Below are 14,074 nucleotides of genomic sequence, written 5' to 3' on the forward strand. Positions count from 1 at the left end.
CCGAAGGGGCCTTTCCGCTCGACTTGCATGTGTTAAGCACGCCGCCAGCGTTCGTCCTGAGCCAGGATCAAACTCTCCATCAAGGTCCAACGACCACCCGAGGCGCGAACCCCGAGCAGCCAAACCTCAGAAGAAAATCCCAGCAAACAACCCTCCGTACACGAAGGGCCGTATTGCCTCAAAGAAATCCCCACCACCGAACACTGAGATCCGATGGCCACGGGGCGATCCGGCCGAACAAACCGGCCAGATCGATAAAGGCACTGGCTTTTAACACGCTGTTGAGTTCTCAAGAAACGGACACCCACCGCGCCGGACTCGCTCCCGCGAGCCCCGCTCCGGGGCAACCCTTCTAGTTTAGCCGCTCCGTCCGGTTTGTCAAACCCTGGGCGGTTTGGCCATCCACGTCCCGTTTGGGCGCGAGAGACTCACACCCAACTGTTCCGTGGAAGTTTCCCCCGAGGTCGGCCGCCTGTCGGCGTCCCGCTCCCCCGTGGGGCGTGTAGAACATTAGGTCGCTCCGGCAGCACCGTCAAATCGGCTCCGCGAGGGCATGTATCCCCAGGTCAGTCGGGGTTTTCGGGGTCTCAAACCTTGCTCGGGGACAGTCTCTTGTAACCGCACTGTGACGTGTATCTGGCGAAGCTCGTCCGCAACGCGCCGAGCGCCCGCCGGAACCGTCCGGAGGGCGCTCGTCCTTCGTGGGCCAGAGGCCCTGATCAGGGCGCGGTCACCTCGACGCCGCCGACGCTGCGCTTGCCTCGCCGCAGGACGAGGAAGCGGCCGTACAGGAGATCGGCGGCCGCGGGGACGGCGTCCTCCGACTCCACCTTGGCGTTGTTGAGGTAGGCGCCGCCCTGGGCGATCGCACGCCGTGCCTCCGACTTGCTCTTGCACAGGCCGGACGCCGCCAGGAGGTCGGCCACGGACGGCAGGCCGCCCCGCGGGACCTCCGTGCGCGGGACCTCGGCGAGCGCGGACCTCAGGGTGCGCTCGTCCAGCTCCTGGAGGACGCCCTGCCCGAACAGGGCCTTGGACGCGGCGATGACCCGGGCCGTCTCGTCGGCGCCGTGCACGAGGGTGGTCATCTCCTCGGCGAGAGCGCGCTGGGGCGCGCGGGCGGCGGGGCGGTCGGCGCCCTGCTTGACGAGGTCCTCGATCTCCTCGCGGGTACGGAAGCTGAAGACCTTGAGGAGCTTCTCCACGTCCCGGTCGTCGGAGTTGATCCAGAACTGGTAGAAGGCGTAAGGCGAGGTCAGCTCGGGGTCGAGCCAGTAGGTCTCGCCTCCGGCGGTCTTGCCGAACTTGGACCCGTCGGCCTTGGTGAGCAGCGGGGTGGTCAGCGCGTGGGCGCTGCCCCCCTCGACGCGGCGGATCAGGTCGACGCCGGCGGTCAGGTTGCCCCACTGGTCGCTGCCGCCGGTCTGGAGCCGGCAGCCGTGCCGGCGGTACAGCTCGAGGAAGTCCATCGACTGCAGCAGGACGTAGCTGAACTCCGTGTAGCTCATCCCGGAGCTTTCGAGGCGGGCCTTCACCGTCTCGCGGGCCAGCATGCGGTTCACCGGGAAGTGCTTGCCGATGTCGCGCAGGAACTCGATGGCCGACATGGGGCCGGTCCAGTCGAGGTTGCTGACCATGGCGGCGCCGGTCGGGCCGTCGCCGAAGTCGAGGAACCGTGCGACCTGGCCGCGGATCCGCTCGACCCATCCGGCGACGGTCTCCTCGGAGTTCAGGACGCGCTCGGTGCTCTTGCCGCTGGGGTCCCCGATGAGGCCGGTGGCGCCGCCGACGAGGCCGAGGGGCCGGTGGCCGGCCAGCTGGAAGCGCCGCAGGATCAGGATCTGGATCAGGTTGCCGAGGTGCAGCGAGGGCGCGGTGGGGTCGAACCCGCAATACAGCGTGACCGGCCCCGCGGCGAGCAGGGCGCGCAGGTCGTCCTGATCGGTGGACTGCGCGATGAGGTCGCGCCACGCGAGGTCGTCCAGGATGTCGGTCACGTTCTCCCTCGTCTCCGCCTTGCTCTCTCCGTACGTCCATCAGGGTGCCCGATGGAACGCGAACAAAGGTAACGGTATCCGCGGAGGGGGGCGGGAGGACGCTAGCGGACGGGGTTCCGGCGCTGCCGCGGGACGTGGGCGCGGTATGGGGAGACGCTGGGGTCTCCGTCGATCCAGAAGCGCCAGGGGACCTCCTTGGCCCCGTTGACGCCCGTGCGCGGCCCGCATCTGATGAGCGCGGGATCGGCCGGCTCCCCGACGTGGACGGTGAGGGGGCCGCCCGCGGAGCAGACGTCCAGCCCGTTCTGCTCGCGGGCGACGCCGAGGGCCTGGCAGAGCCGGGCGGGACCGCGGGCGAGGTCCCGGACGGTCGAGCGCGGGCGGCGGGCGCGCGCGGCCTCCTCGCCGGCGATGATCTCGCCGGCGCGCAGCAGGACGGCCGAGGAGAGCCCGTCCGGCCCGCAGACGAGGTTCATGCAGAAGTGCATGCCGTAGGTGAAGTAGACGTAGGCGAAACCGGGCGGTCCGAACATGACGGCGTTGCGCGGCGTCCGGCCGCGGTAGGCGTGCGAGGCGGGGTCGAGGGGCCCGGCGTAGGCCTCGACCTCGGTGATCCGGGCCGTGACGTCGCCGCCGGGCGCGCGATGCGTGATCCGATGCCCGAGCAGCGCGGGCGCGACCTCCTGGACGGGCCGGTCGAAGAACTCCCGTGGCAGCAGCGCTCCGCTCATCGCCTCACCGTGATCGTGTCGTGGTTCCGCCGGGCAGCCAGCTTAGGCGGCGCCGGAGACCGCCCGGCCCGTGCCCGGTGCGGCGGGACGGGCCGGGCGGAACGTCCGGCGGCTCAGGCGTCGGCGCCGGCGGCCCAGCCGGCGTGCTCGTTGACCAGCGCGCGGAGGTCGCGGAGCTGCTCACCGACCCGCTCGGGGGCCGTGCCGCCGTGGCCCTTGCGGGACGCCAGCGCGCCCTGGACGTTGAGGACCTCGCGGACGTCCGGGATGAGCGACGGGGAGACCTTCGCCAGCTCGTCGTCGGTGAGGTCGTCGAAGTCCTTGTCGTTGACCTGGCACCAGACCACGAGGTGCCCGACGATCTCGTGCGCGTCCCGGAAGGCGACGCCGCGCCGGACGAGCAGCTCCGCAAGGTCGGTGGCCAGCGCGAAGCCCTCGGGGGCGAGGGCCTCCAGGCGTTCGGTGTTGACCCGCATGGTGGCGATGAGGCCGGACATCGCGGGCAGGACGAGCAGGAGCGTCTCGACGGCGTCGAAGGCGCCCTCCTTGTCCTCCTGGAGGTCCCGGTTGTAGGTGAGCGGGAGGCCCTTGAGGGTGGTCAGCAGGCCGACCAGGTGGCCGATGAGCCGGCCGGCCTTGCCGCGGGCGAGCTCGGCGACGTCGGGGTTCTTCTTCTGCGGCATGATCGACGACCCGGTGGCGTAGGTGTCGTCCATCTCGATCCAGCGGAACTCCTGCGACGCCCAGAGGCAGATCTCCTCGCCGAGGCGGGACAGGTGCACGCCGATGAGGGCGGCGGCGAAGAGGAACTCGGCGACGAAGTCGCGGTCGGCGACGGCGTCCATCGAGTTGGGGGCGGCGCTGTCGAAGCCGAGCTCGGCCGCGGTGGCGCGCGGGTCCAGCGGCAGCGAGGACCCGGCGAGCGCCCCGGAACCGAGGGGGGACACCGCGGCGCGGCGGTCCCAGTCGCGCAGCCGGTCGATGTCGCGGGTGAGCGGCTGCACGTGCGCGAGGAGCTGATGCGAGAAGAGCACGGGCTGGGCGTGCTGGAGGTGCGTCATGCCGGGGGCGGCGACGCCGAGGTTGTGCTCGGCCTGGGCGATCAGCGCGGTCTCCAGCTCGACGAGCCGGGAGACGATCTGGCGGGCGTGGTCGCGCAGGTACAGCCGCAGGTCGGTGGCGACCTGGTCGTTGCGGCTGCGGCCGGCGCGCAGCTTGCCGCCGAGCGTGCCGAGGCGCTCCAGCAGGCCGCGTTCGAGGGCGGTGTGCACGTCCTCGTCGGCGACGGCGGGACGGAACTCGCCGGACCGGCAGGCCGACTCCAGGTCGTCCAGGGCACCGATCATGCGCTCGAGCTCGTCGTCGGTGAGCAGCCCCGCCCGGTTCAGGACGCGGGCGTGCGCGCGCGAGCCCATCAGGTCGTAGGGGGCGAGCCGCCAGTCGAACTGGACGCTCACGGAGAGCCGCGCGAGCGCGTCCGACGGGCCGCCTTCGAACCGGCCGCCCCACAGTCGCGTCGGTGCCTTGGTCACGGAGATCCTCTTCTTTCCCTGCGTTGTCGTTAGGTGTCCCCGCCATCCCATCACGGGGCCCGCGCGAACGCCGTGCGGAAGCGCCGCGCGCCGGATTCGGGCGCGCGGCTCCCCCGCACGGCACGGCGTCCGCCACAGGGTACGGCTCCGGCGGCGCCGGGCCGGCGGCCCGGCGCCGCGTCGGGCGGGGTGTCAGGCGCCGAGGTCGCGGTCCCGCTTGGCGGCGATCTTGCTGGGCAGGCTCCACAGCTCGACGAAGCCCTTGGCCAGGCTCTGGTCGAAGGCGTCGCCGGTGTCGTAGGTCGCCAGGTCGTAGCTGTAGAGGGAGGCGTCGCTGCGCCGCCCGGTGACGACGGCGCGGCCGCCGTGCAGGGTCATCCGGACGTCGCCGGAGACCTGCCGCTGCGCGTCGTCGATGAACGCGTCCAGGGCGTCCTTCAGCGGCGAGAACCAGAGGCCGTCGTAGACGAGCTCGCCCCACCGCTGGTCGACGGACCGCTTGAAGCGGGCCAGGTCGCGTTCGACGGTGACGTTCTCCAGCTCCATGTGCGCGGCGATGAGCGCGATCGCGGCGGGCGCCTCGTACACCTCGCGGCTCTTGATGCCGACGAGCCGGTCCTCGACCATGTCGATGCGGCCGACGCCCTGGGCGCCGGCGCGCCGGTTGAGCTCGGCGATGACCTGGTACGGGGTGAGCGGGCGGCCGTCCAGTGCGACCGGGACGCCGGAGGCGAAGGTGATGACGACCTCGTCGGCCTCGCGGGGCTCGGCGGGGTCGGAGGTGTAGGAGTAGACGTCCTCGATGGGGCCGTTCCAGATGTCCTCGAGGAAGCCGGTCTCGACGGCGCGGCCCCACAGGTTCTGGTCGATCGAGTAGGGGGACTTGGCCGACACGTCGATCGGCAGGCCCTTGTCCTCGGCGAACGCGATGGCCTTGTCGCGCGTCCAGGCGTAGTCGCGGGCCGGCGCGATGACCTTCAGGTCGGGGTTCAGCGCGGACAGGCCGGCCTCGAAGCGGACCTGGTCGTTGCCCTTGCCGGTGCAGCCGTGCGAGACCGCGGTGCCGCCGAACTCGCGGGCGGCCGCGACGAGGTGCTTGACGATCAGTGGCCGGGACAGCGAGGACAGCAGCGGGTAACGGTCCATGTAGAGGGCGTTGGCCCGCAGGGCGGGGACGCAGAAGTCGGCGGCGAACTCCTCCTTGGCGTCCACCACGACGGACTCGGTCGCGCCGCAGGCCAGCGCCCGCTTGCGGATGGTGTCGAGGTCCTCGCCGTCCTGGCCGACGTCGACCGCCACCGCGATGATCTCGCCGCCGGTCTGCTCGGCGAGGAACGGGATGGCCACGGAGGTGTCCAGGCCCCCCGAGTACGCGAGTACGACGCGCTCACTCATGATCGTCTTCTCCTGTGCGAAGTGTCCTGTGGTCGGGGTGTGCGGCGGAGGCGGGGGCGCGGCGGCCCCTACCCTCGTCGCTCGCGGCCGTTCGTCAGTTTCAGCAGTGCCTGCGCGACGTCCTCGCCGCCGACGGGGTCGCGGGCGATGACGAGGATCGAGTCGTCGCCCGCGACGGTGCCGAGGATCGAGGGCCACTCGGCGTGGTCGATCGCCGAGGCCAGATACTGCGCGGCCCCCGGCGGTGTCCGCACGATGACGAGGTTGGCGGACGCCTCGGCGGAGACGAGCAGCTCCGCGGCGATCCGGCCGAGCCGCCCGGCGAAGGTCTCGGTGGCGCCGGTGCGGGTCCGCCGGATGCGCTCGCCGCCCTCCCCGGGGACGGCGTAGATCAGGCTGCCGTCGTCGGCGCGGAGCCGGACGGCCCCGATGTCCACCAGGTCCCGCGACAGGGTGGCCTGGGTGACCTCGACGCCGTCGTCGCCGAGCAGCCTGGCCAGCTCACCCTGCGAGTGCACGGGGTGCCGGTTCAGCAGCTCGATCACCCGCGCGTGCCGGGCGGCCTTGGTCATCGGGGTGGTCATCCGGACCGCTCCAGCAGCCAGGTCAGCAGGGCCTTCTGGGCGTGCAGGCGGTTCTCGGCCTCGTCCCAGACCCGGCTGCGGGGGCCGTCGAGGACCGCGGCGGCGATCTCCTTGCCGCGGTAGGCGGGCAGGCAGTGCAGGACGATCGCGTCGGGGCCGGCGAGGCCGAGCAGGGCCTCGTCCACGGCGTACGGCTCGTAGCGGGCGGTGTCCTTGCCGCCCTGCCCCATCGACACCCAGGTGTCGGTGGCGAGGACGTCGGCGCCGGAGGCGGCGGCGCGGGCGTCGGCGGTGACGGTCACCGACCCGCCGGTGGCGGCGGCGATCTCGGTGGCGCGGGCGACGACCGCGGCGGCGGGCGGCTCGCCCGCGGGGGCGGCGACCCGCACGTGCATGCCGGCCGTGGCGCAGCCGAGCAGATAGGAATGGGACATGTTGTTGGCGCCGTCGCCGAAGTAGGCGAGGGTGAGGCCGGGCAGGGCGCCCCTGGCCTCCCGGACGGTCTGCAGGTCGGCGAGGATCTGGCAGGGGTGGAACTCGTCGGTGAGGGCGTTGACGACGGGCACGGTGGTCCCGTCCGCCATCTCCTCGATCCGCTCCTGCCCGCCGGTCCGCCACACGATCGCGGCGACCTGCCGTTCTAGGACGCGGGCGGTGTCGGCGATGGTCTCGCCGCGGCCGAGCTGGCTCGTTCCGGCGTCCATGACCAGCGGGTTCCCGCCCAGCTCGGCGATGCCTGCCGCGAACGACAGCCGGGTGCGGGTGGACGGCTTGTCGAACAGGACCGCGACCGACCGGGGACCTTCGAGCGGCCGGAACCCGAACCGGTCGGCCTTCACCCGGGCGGCGAGGTCGAGGACCTCGGCCTGCTCGGCGGGCGTGAGGTCGTCGTCGCGCAGGAAGTGCCTGGTCACGCGGCCACCTCCGTCGCGTCCAGGATCGCCGGCAACGCGTCGGTGAACGAGCGCGCCTGCCCGGCGGTGAGGGTCAGCGGCGGGGCGAGCCGCAGCGCGTCCGGCTGGACGGCGTTGACCAGGAAGCCGGCCGCGCGGGCGGCGGCCTCGGCGGCGGGGGCGTGCGGCCCGGTCAGCACGGCGGCGCGCCAGAGTCCGCGGCCCCGCACGCCCGCCAGCAGCGGATGCTCCACGGCGGCGATCCCCGCGGCGAGGACCTCCCCCGTCGCGGCGGCGTTGCCGAGCAGCCCGTCGCGCTCGATGGTGGTGAGCACGGCGAGGGCGGCGGCCGCGGCGACCGGGTTGCCGCCGAAGGTGCTGCCGTGGTCGCCCTTGGCGAAGATGCCGCCGTGCGGGCCGAACGCGACGCACGCGCCGATCGGCAGCCCCCCGCCGAGGCCCTTGGCCAGCGTGAGGATGTCGGGCCGCGCCCCGGCGAGGTCGTGCTCGAAGGCGAACCAGGCGCCGGTCCGGCCGATCGCCGACTGGATCTCGTCGGAGACCAGCAGCGCGCCGGTGGCGTCGCAGATCTCCCGCGCCGCCGCGAGGTAGCCGTCCGGCGGCGGGACGACCCCACCCTCGCCCTGCGCCGGCTCGAGGAAGAGCGCGGCGCAGTCCTCGTCCACCGCGGCCTTGAGCGCGGCGACATCACCGTAGGGGACGAACCGGACGTCCAGGGCGTGCGGCCCGAACGGCTCCCGGATCGAGGCCTTGCCGGTCAGGGCCAGCGCGCCCATGCTCCGGCCGTGGAACCCGTTCTCCGTCGCGACGAAGACGGACCGGCCGTTCGCCCGGCCGTGCTTGATCGCGAGCTTCAGCGCGCACTCGTTGGCCTCGGTGCCGCTGTTGGACAGGAACACCCGGCCGTCGCCGCCGAGCAGGTCCAGCAGCCGCTCGGCGAGCAGCACCGCGGGCTCGTTGACGAACAGGTTCGAGGTGTGCGCCAGCGTCGCGACCTGTGCCGACACCGCCTCGACCAGCGCCGGGTGGCCGTGCCCGAGGGAGCTGACCGCGATACCGGCGATCAGGTCCAGGTAGGCGCGGCCGTCGGCGTCCCACACCCGGCAGCCCTCGCCGCGGACGAGCGCCAACGGGGGGACGCCGTAGTTCGGCATGAACGCGGCCTGGTACCGCTCGCGCAGGTCGCTCACGCCGTCTCCTCCAGTACGGACGCGCCCAGGGGGGAGGGCAGCACCATCGTCCCGATCCCTTCGTCGGTGAAGATCTCCAGCAGCAGCGAGTGCGGGACCCGCCCGTCCAGCACGTGGGCCCGCGGGACACCGCCGCGCACGGCGGTCAGGCAGGCCTCCATCTTCGGCGCCATCCCCGCCGACAGGCCCGGCAGCAGCGCCGCCAGCTCGTCGGTGGTGAGGCTGCCGATCACGTCGTCGCTGTCGGGCCAGTCGGCGTACAGGCCCTCCACGTCGGTGAGCACGACGAGCTTCGCCGCGTCCAGCGCGACCGCGAGGGCCGCGGCGGCGGTGTCGGCGTTGACGTTGTAGACCTCGCCGTCGTCGCCGCGCGCGACGCTGGAGACCACCGGGATCCGGCCGTCGTCCAGCAGCGCCCGCACGGCGCCGACCTGAACCTCGACGATCTCGCCGACCTGGCCGATGTCGACGGGCTCGCCGTCCACGACCGCGTGCTTGCGCTCGGCGGTGAACAGGTTCGCGTCCTCGCCGGACATGCCGACCGCGAACGGGCCGTGCCGGTTGACCAGCCCGACCACGTCCCGCTGCACCTGCCCGGTCAGCACCATCCGGACGACGTCCATGGCCTCCGGCGTGGTCACCCGCAGCCCGGCGGTGAACGTCGAGTCGATGCCGTTGCGGGCCAGCGCCGAGTCGATCTGGGGGCCGCCGCCGTGCACGATCACCGGCCGCAGGCCCGCGTAGCGCAGGAACACGACGTCCTCGGCGAACGAGTGCCGCAGCGCCTCCTGCGTCATCGCGTGCCCGCCGTACTTGATCACGACGGTGCGGCCGTGGAAGCGCTGCAGCCACGGCAGCGCCTTGATCAGCGTCTCCGCCCTGCCCATGAGCTCGCTCCGCTCGCCGGTGCCCGGGGTGACCGCGCTCATGTCGAGTACGCCGAGTTCTCGTGGACGTAGTCGGCCGTGAGGTCGGTCGTCCAGACGGTCGCGCTGTGCGGGCCCGCCGACAGGTCGACGGTGATCGTCACGTCGCGGGGGCGGAGGTCGACCTTGTCGCGGTCGTCGCCGAACGAGCCGCCGCGGCACACCCACACGCCGTTGATCGCGACGTTCAGCTGGTCGGGGTCGAACACCGCGTCGGTGGTGCCGACGGCCGCCAGCACCCGGCCCCAGTTGGGGTCCTCGCCGTGGATGGCGCACTTGAGCAGGTTGTTGCGGGCGACCGAGCGCCCGGCGGTGACCGCGTCGGCGTCGGACGCGGCGCCGACCACCTCGATCGCGATGGCCTTGGACGCGCCCTCGGCGTCGACGAGGAGCTGCCGGCCGAGGTCGCCGCACACCTCGGTGAGCAGCGCGGTGAACTCCTCCTCGCCGGGGACGACCCCGGTGGCGCCCGAGGCCAGCAGCAGGACGGCGTCGTTGGTGGACATGCAGCCGTCGGCGTCGAGCCGGTCGAAGGTGACGGCGGTGGCCGCGCGCAGCGCCCGGTCCAGCACCTCGGCGGGCAGGTCGGCGTCGGTGGTGACGACGCACAGCATCGTGGCCAGGGACGGGGCGAGCATGCCCGCGCCCTTGGCCATCGCGCCGATCATGTAGCCGCCGGCGCCCTGCCGGAAGGAGATCTTCGCGACGGTGTCGGTGGTGCGGATGGCGTCGGCCGCGGCGAGCCCGCCGTCCCCGCGCGACAGCTCGGCGACGGCCGTGTCGACGCCGGGCAGCAGCACGTCCATCGGGAGCCGCTCGCCGATCAGCCCGGTGGAGCAGACCGCGATCTCCCCGGCCGACTCCTCCAGGAGCCCGGCGGCCCGCTCGGCGGTGGCGTGGGTGTCCTGGAAGCCGGGCGCGCCGGTGCAGGCGTTGGCGCCGCCGGAGTTCAGCACGACCGCGCGGACACGGCCGCCCTTGAGCACCCGCTCCGACCACAGCACGGGGGCGGCCTTCACGCGGTTGCGGGTGAACACCCCCGCCGCCGCGCGGGACGGCCCGTCGTTGACGACGAGGGCCAGGTCGCGGCCGCCGCCGTTCTTCAGCCCGGCGACGACACCGGCGGCGCGGAAACCCCGGGGGGCGGTGACGCTCAAGGAGACACTCCGATCGTGGTGAGCCCGAGTTCTTCCGGGAGGCCGAGGGCGAGGTTGGCGCTCTGGACGGCACCGCCCGCCGTGCCCTTGGTGAGGTTGTCGATGGCGGCGACGACGACGATCCGCCCGGCGTCCTCGTCCAGGGCCGCCTGGACGAGGACGGTGTTCGCGCCGAGCGTCATGGACGTGGCCGGCCACCGCCCCTCCGGCAGCAGGCCGAGGAACGGCTCTCCCTCGTACGCCCGCTCGTAGGCGGCGCGCAGCGACGCGGCGGTGACGCCGGGACGGGCCTTGGCGGTGCAGGTGGCGAGGATGCCCCGGCTCATCGGCGCGAGCGTCGGGGTGAACGACACCGTGACCGGGCCGCAGGCGACCACGCCGAGGTTCTGCGCCATCTCGGGGGTGTGCCGGTGCAGGCCGCCGGCGGCGTAGGCGCTCACCGAGCCCATGACCTCGCTGCCCAGCAGGTGCGGTTTGAGGGCCCGCCCGGCGCCCGAGGTGCCGGACGCGGCGACCACGACGACGTCCGGTTCGGCGAGCCCGGCGGCGAAGGCCGGGAACAGCGCGAGGGTCACCGCGGTCGGGTAGCAGCCGGGCACGGCGATGCGCCGCGCACGGCGCAGCGCGGCCCGCTGGCCCGGCAGCTCGGGAAGCCCGTAGGGCCAGGTGCCCGCGTGGGCCGTGCCGTAGAACCGCTCCCAGGCCGCCGGGTCGGCGAGCCGGTGGTCGGCGCCGCAGTCGACGACGAGCACCTCCTCGCCGAGCCGCTCGGCGAGCGGCCCGGACCGGCCGTGCGGCAGGGCCAGGAACACGACGTCGTGACCGGCGAGGGTCTCCGGGGTGGTCTCGGCCAGGACGCGCCCGGCCAGTGATCGCAGGTGGGGGTGGTGCGCGCCCAGCTCGGTGCCCGCGTTGGAGCCCGCGGTGAGCGCGCCGATCTCGAACTCTGGATGTCCCGCCAGGATGCGCAGCAGCTCGCCGCCCGCGTACCCGCTGGCGCCGGCGACCGCCGTCCGGATTCCCATGTCCACTCTGCCCTTCGGAAGCAATGAGCAAGAGTATGCATGCTGCTGGATGAGTATTCAATGATCCGTGCCCGGCTTGTAGGAGTTTGAGACGAGAGCCACAAAGATGCTTAGGCGGCTAAAGATTTGACACCTAAACATCGGTGGGCTAATAATCCCCGTCGTGGAGAACCTCGGCTTCGGTGACCTGTCTCGGCTCGGCCCCGTGGAGGAGTGGCCCATCGGCCGTCTCTTCGCGGTGGCCTCACGGCTCTCGGGGCCGATCGTGTTGCGGCTGGTCGAGCGGCACGGGGTCAGCCCGGCGGGGTTCTTCACGCTGCGCGCGCTCTCCGTCGAGGACGGCCTGCGGGCCGGTGAGATAGCCAGGCGGCTGCTCATCACCCCGGCGACGGTGACCTCCGTCGTCGACACCCTGGAGCGCAACGGCCACGCCGAGCGGCGCCGCTCCGAGCAGGACCGGCGCGCCGTCCTCGTGCACATCACCGAGGCCGGACGGCGGCTGGTCGCCGAGAAGAACCAGCCGATCGGCCACGACATCGTGCAGCTCTACGACGTCGTCGACGAGGGCGACGAGCCCGCCGTCCGCAGATTCCTGCTCAGCCTCATCAAGCGGTTCGAGGAACACTCAGAGACGAGGGAGGAAAGCGCGTGACCGCGTCCCCTGGGCCCGCCGTCCGCACGGTGGACCTGCACAAGACCTACACGAGCCCGCGTGGGGATGTGCCCGCGGTGCGGGGCATCGACCTGGAGGTGCGGCCCGGCGAGTTCTTCGGGCTGCTCGGCCCGAACGGCGCCGGGAAGTCGACCACCATCGGGATGCTGACCACGCTGGTGGTGCCCACGAGCGGCACCGCCGAGGTGTGCGGCTTCGACGTGGCCCGGCGGCCGGTCGAGGTCAAGCGCCGCATCGGCATGGTGTCGCAGAACAACACCCTCGACGCCGACCTCACCGCCTTCGAGAACCTGGAGTTCCGCGGCCGCTACTTCGGCCTCGGCGCCCGCGACGCCCGCCGCCGCGCCGAGGAGCTGCTGGAGCTGTTCGGCCTCACCGACCGCCGCAAGGGCGTCCCGTTCGAGATGTCGGGCGGGCAGGTCAAGCGGCTGATGATCGCCCGCGCCCTGGTGCACCGGCCCGAGGTGCTGTTCCTGGACGAGCCCACCGCCGGTCTCGACCCGCAGAACCGGGCCAACCTGTGGGAGCTGCTGCGCGGCCTCCAGAGCCGCGGCCAGACCATCCTGCTCACCACCCACTACATGGAGGAGGCCGAGGCCCTCTGCGACCGGGTCGCGGTCGTCGACCACGGCACGGTCCTGGCCAGCGACACCGTCGAGGGCCTTAAGGGCTCGGCGGGAACCGACACCGTCATCACCGTCTCCTTCGACGGCGCGGTCCCCGAGGGCGTCCACGCCCTCGACCGGCGCGAGGGCGTCAGCCGGATCGAGGTCGGCGACGGCCAGGTCCGCGTGTTCGCCCGCTCCCCCGCCGGCGTGCTCGGCGAGCTCGTCGCCGCCGGCGCCGCCGCCGGGGTCGGCGTCACCGACGCCGCCCAGCTCCGCCCCAGCCTGGAGACCGTCTTCCTCACCCTCACCGGACGGGAGTACCGAGATTGACCTCCCCAGCCAGCCCGAACGCCACCGGGCCCACGCCCGGCGGGACCACCGAGGAGCCGGCCGGATCTGAGTCCGCGCCGTCACCCGCCGCCCCCCGCAACGAGGCCGCCGGACCCGGTCCGGCCATGCCCCGGGCCACCCTGACCGGCACGTTCCTCGCGATGATGGCGCGCGAGGTCAGGGTCATGCGCAAGAACTTCCTCTCCACGTTCGTCCGCGTGCTCGTCCAGCCGCTGATGTTCGTGTTCGTGTTCGCCTACGTCCTGCCGAAGGTCGGGTCCGGCGCCGGGGCGGGCGGATTCGCGTCCAAGGACGGCGGCCCCACCTTCGCCACCATCCTCGTGCCCGGACTGGTCGGCTCGGCCATCGTGATGCAGGGCATGATGGCCGCGATCTTCCCGCTGATGATGGAGCTGTCCTGGCAGCGGTCCATCACCGACCGGGCCCTGGCCCCCGTGCCGGTCCCCGTGCTGGCCCTGCAGAAGATCACGGCGGCGGGGCTGCAGGCGCTGATCGCCGGGCTGCTGGTCTTCCCCTGCGTGCTGTTCGTCCACGCCGGCGGCCAGGCACCGAACATCCACGTCGGCAACTGGCCGGTGCTGCTGCTGACGCTCGTGACGGGCTCGCTGATGTGCGCGTCCGGCGGGCTGCTGCTCGGCACGCTCATCGACCCGCAGAAGTCGCAGGTGCTGTTCGCGCTCGTCCTGGTGCCCATGTCGATGCTCGGCTGCGTCTACTACCCCTGGGCCGCGCTCGACCACGTCCGCTGGCTGCAGATCGTCACCCTGATCAACCCGATGGTGTACGTCAACGAGGGGCTGCGCACCGCACTGACACCGCAGATGGAGCACATGCCCATCTGGGCGTTCGGCTCGGTCCTGATCCTCGGCACGGCGGCGCTGTCATGGGCCGCCGCCCGCACCTTCACCCGCCGCGTCCTCACCTGAGAGGAACGGCCCCCCAGGCCCTGCGCACCCCGCCGGGTGCGCAGGGCCTCCGTGTACGGACCCCG

At 72.7% G+C, this 14,074-nt stretch carries 13 protein-coding genes and 1 rRNA gene; 3 read left to right on the forward strand and 11 right to left on the reverse strand.

The window, feature by feature from the left end; genetic code table 11:
• The 11 genes from E1291_RS06140 to argC form a co-directional block, all read right to left on the reverse strand.
• Positions 1 to 83 (reverse strand): 16S ribosomal RNA (locus E1291_RS06140); the annotation flags it as partial.
• Positions 84 to 719: 636 nt separating this feature from the next.
• Positions 720 to 1,997: a tyrosine--tRNA ligase gene (tyrS, locus tag E1291_RS06145; RefSeq protein WP_131736746.1), complete on the reverse strand. Its 1,278-nt coding sequence runs from the start codon at positions 1,995 to 1,997 to the stop codon at positions 720 to 722.
• Between the two features lie 101 nt (positions 1,998 to 2,098).
• On the reverse strand, positions 2,099 to 2,728 hold the full coding sequence (locus tag E1291_RS06150; protein ID WP_131736747.1) for a DNA-3-methyladenine glycosylase: 630 nt from the start codon (positions 2,726 to 2,728) through the stop codon (positions 2,099 to 2,101).
• 113 nt (positions 2,729 to 2,841) lie between these two features.
• Positions 2,842 to 4,260 carry an argininosuccinate lyase gene (gene argH, locus E1291_RS06155; RefSeq protein ID WP_131736748.1) on the reverse strand — a complete coding sequence of 473 codons (1,419 nt, stop codon included), beginning with the start codon at positions 4,258 to 4,260 and terminating at the stop codon, positions 2,842 to 2,844.
• 192 nt (positions 4,261 to 4,452) lie between these two features.
• The gene (locus E1291_RS06160; RefSeq protein WP_131736749.1) at positions 4,453 to 5,655 is read right to left on the reverse strand and encodes an argininosuccinate synthase; all 1,203 of its coding nucleotides are present in this window, start codon (positions 5,653 to 5,655) and stop codon (positions 4,453 to 4,455) included.
• A gap of 68 nt (positions 5,656 to 5,723) precedes the next feature.
• Complete coding sequence (locus E1291_RS06165) at positions 5,724 to 6,239, reverse strand: arginine repressor (protein ID WP_131736750.1); 516 nt, start codon at positions 6,237 to 6,239, stop codon at positions 5,724 to 5,726.
• Complete coding sequence (argF, locus tag E1291_RS06170) at positions 6,236 to 7,153, reverse strand: ornithine carbamoyltransferase (RefSeq protein ID WP_131736751.1); 918 nt, start codon at positions 7,151 to 7,153, stop codon at positions 6,236 to 6,238. Before argF ends, E1291_RS06165 begins: the two co-directional genes overlap by 4 nt.
• Complete coding sequence (locus E1291_RS06175) at positions 7,150 to 8,343, reverse strand: acetylornithine transaminase (RefSeq protein WP_278045233.1); 1,194 nt, start codon at positions 8,341 to 8,343, stop codon at positions 7,150 to 7,152. Before E1291_RS06175 ends, argF begins: the two co-directional genes overlap by 4 nt.
• The gene (gene argB, locus E1291_RS06180; protein WP_370770955.1) at positions 8,340 to 9,230 is read right to left on the reverse strand and encodes an acetylglutamate kinase; all 891 of its coding nucleotides are present in this window, start codon (positions 9,228 to 9,230) and stop codon (positions 8,340 to 8,342) included. Before argB ends, E1291_RS06175 begins: the two co-directional genes overlap by 4 nt.
• Positions 9,231 to 9,268: 38 nt before the next feature.
• Complete coding sequence (gene argJ / locus E1291_RS06185) at positions 9,269 to 10,426, reverse strand: bifunctional glutamate N-acetyltransferase/amino-acid acetyltransferase ArgJ (RefSeq protein WP_131736753.1); 1,158 nt, start codon at positions 10,424 to 10,426, stop codon at positions 9,269 to 9,271.
• Positions 10,423 to 11,451 carry an N-acetyl-gamma-glutamyl-phosphate reductase gene (gene argC, locus E1291_RS06190; RefSeq protein ID WP_131736754.1) on the reverse strand — a complete coding sequence of 343 codons (1,029 nt, stop codon included), beginning with the start codon at positions 11,449 to 11,451 and terminating at the stop codon, positions 10,423 to 10,425. Before argC ends, argJ begins: the two co-directional genes overlap by 4 nt.
• 163 nt (positions 11,452 to 11,614) lie before the next feature.
• Between argC and E1291_RS06195 the strand changes: the two genes are divergently transcribed.
• From E1291_RS06195 to E1291_RS06205, 3 genes are all read left to right on the forward strand, one after another.
• On the forward strand, positions 11,615 to 12,103 hold the full coding sequence (locus tag E1291_RS06195; protein WP_131736755.1) for a MarR family winged helix-turn-helix transcriptional regulator: 489 nt from the start codon (positions 11,615 to 11,617) through the stop codon (positions 12,101 to 12,103).
• Positions 12,100 to 13,062 carry an ABC transporter ATP-binding protein gene (locus tag E1291_RS06200; RefSeq protein WP_131736756.1) on the forward strand — a complete coding sequence of 321 codons (963 nt, stop codon included), beginning with the start codon at positions 12,100 to 12,102 and terminating at the stop codon, positions 13,060 to 13,062. Before E1291_RS06195 ends, E1291_RS06200 begins: the two co-directional genes overlap by 4 nt.
• A 125-nt stretch (positions 13,063 to 13,187) precedes the next feature.
• A complete protein-coding gene (locus E1291_RS06205; RefSeq protein ID WP_131736757.1) occupies positions 13,188 to 14,009 on the forward strand; it encodes an ABC transporter permease in 822 nt (273 codons plus the stop codon).
• Positions 14,010 to 14,074 lie beyond the last annotated feature (65 nt).

The organism is Actinomadura roseirufa, from assembly GCF_900659635.1.
GTDB lineage: Bacteria > Actinomycetota > Actinomycetes > Streptosporangiales > Streptosporangiaceae > Spirillospora > Spirillospora roseirufa.

What these genes read in the sequence shown, in the direction of transcription:
- E1291_RS06150 (WP_131736747.1), bottom strand. Translation starts at nt 2,728, where the DNA reads ATGAGCGGAGCGCTGCTGCCACGGGAGTTCTTCGACCGGCCCGTCCAG.
- E1291_RS06160 (WP_131736749.1), bottom strand. Translation starts at nt 5,655, where the DNA reads ATGAGTGAGCGCGTCGTACTCGCGTACTCGGGGGGCCTGGACACCTCC.
- E1291_RS06165 (WP_131736750.1), bottom strand. Translation starts at nt 6,239, where the DNA reads ATGACCACCCCGATGACCAAGGCCGCCCGGCACGCGCGGGTGATCGAG.
- argB (WP_370770955.1), bottom strand. Translation starts at nt 9,230, where the DNA reads ATGGGCAGGGCGGAGACGCTGATCAAGGCGCTGCCGTGGCTGCAGCGC.
- argC (WP_131736754.1), bottom strand. Translation starts at nt 11,451, where the DNA reads ATGGGAATCCGGACGGCGGTCGCCGGCGCCAGCGGGTACGCGGGCGGC.
- E1291_RS06205 (WP_131736757.1), top strand. Translation starts at nt 13,188, where the DNA reads ATGCCCCGGGCCACCCTGACCGGCACGTTCCTCGCGATGATGGCGCGC.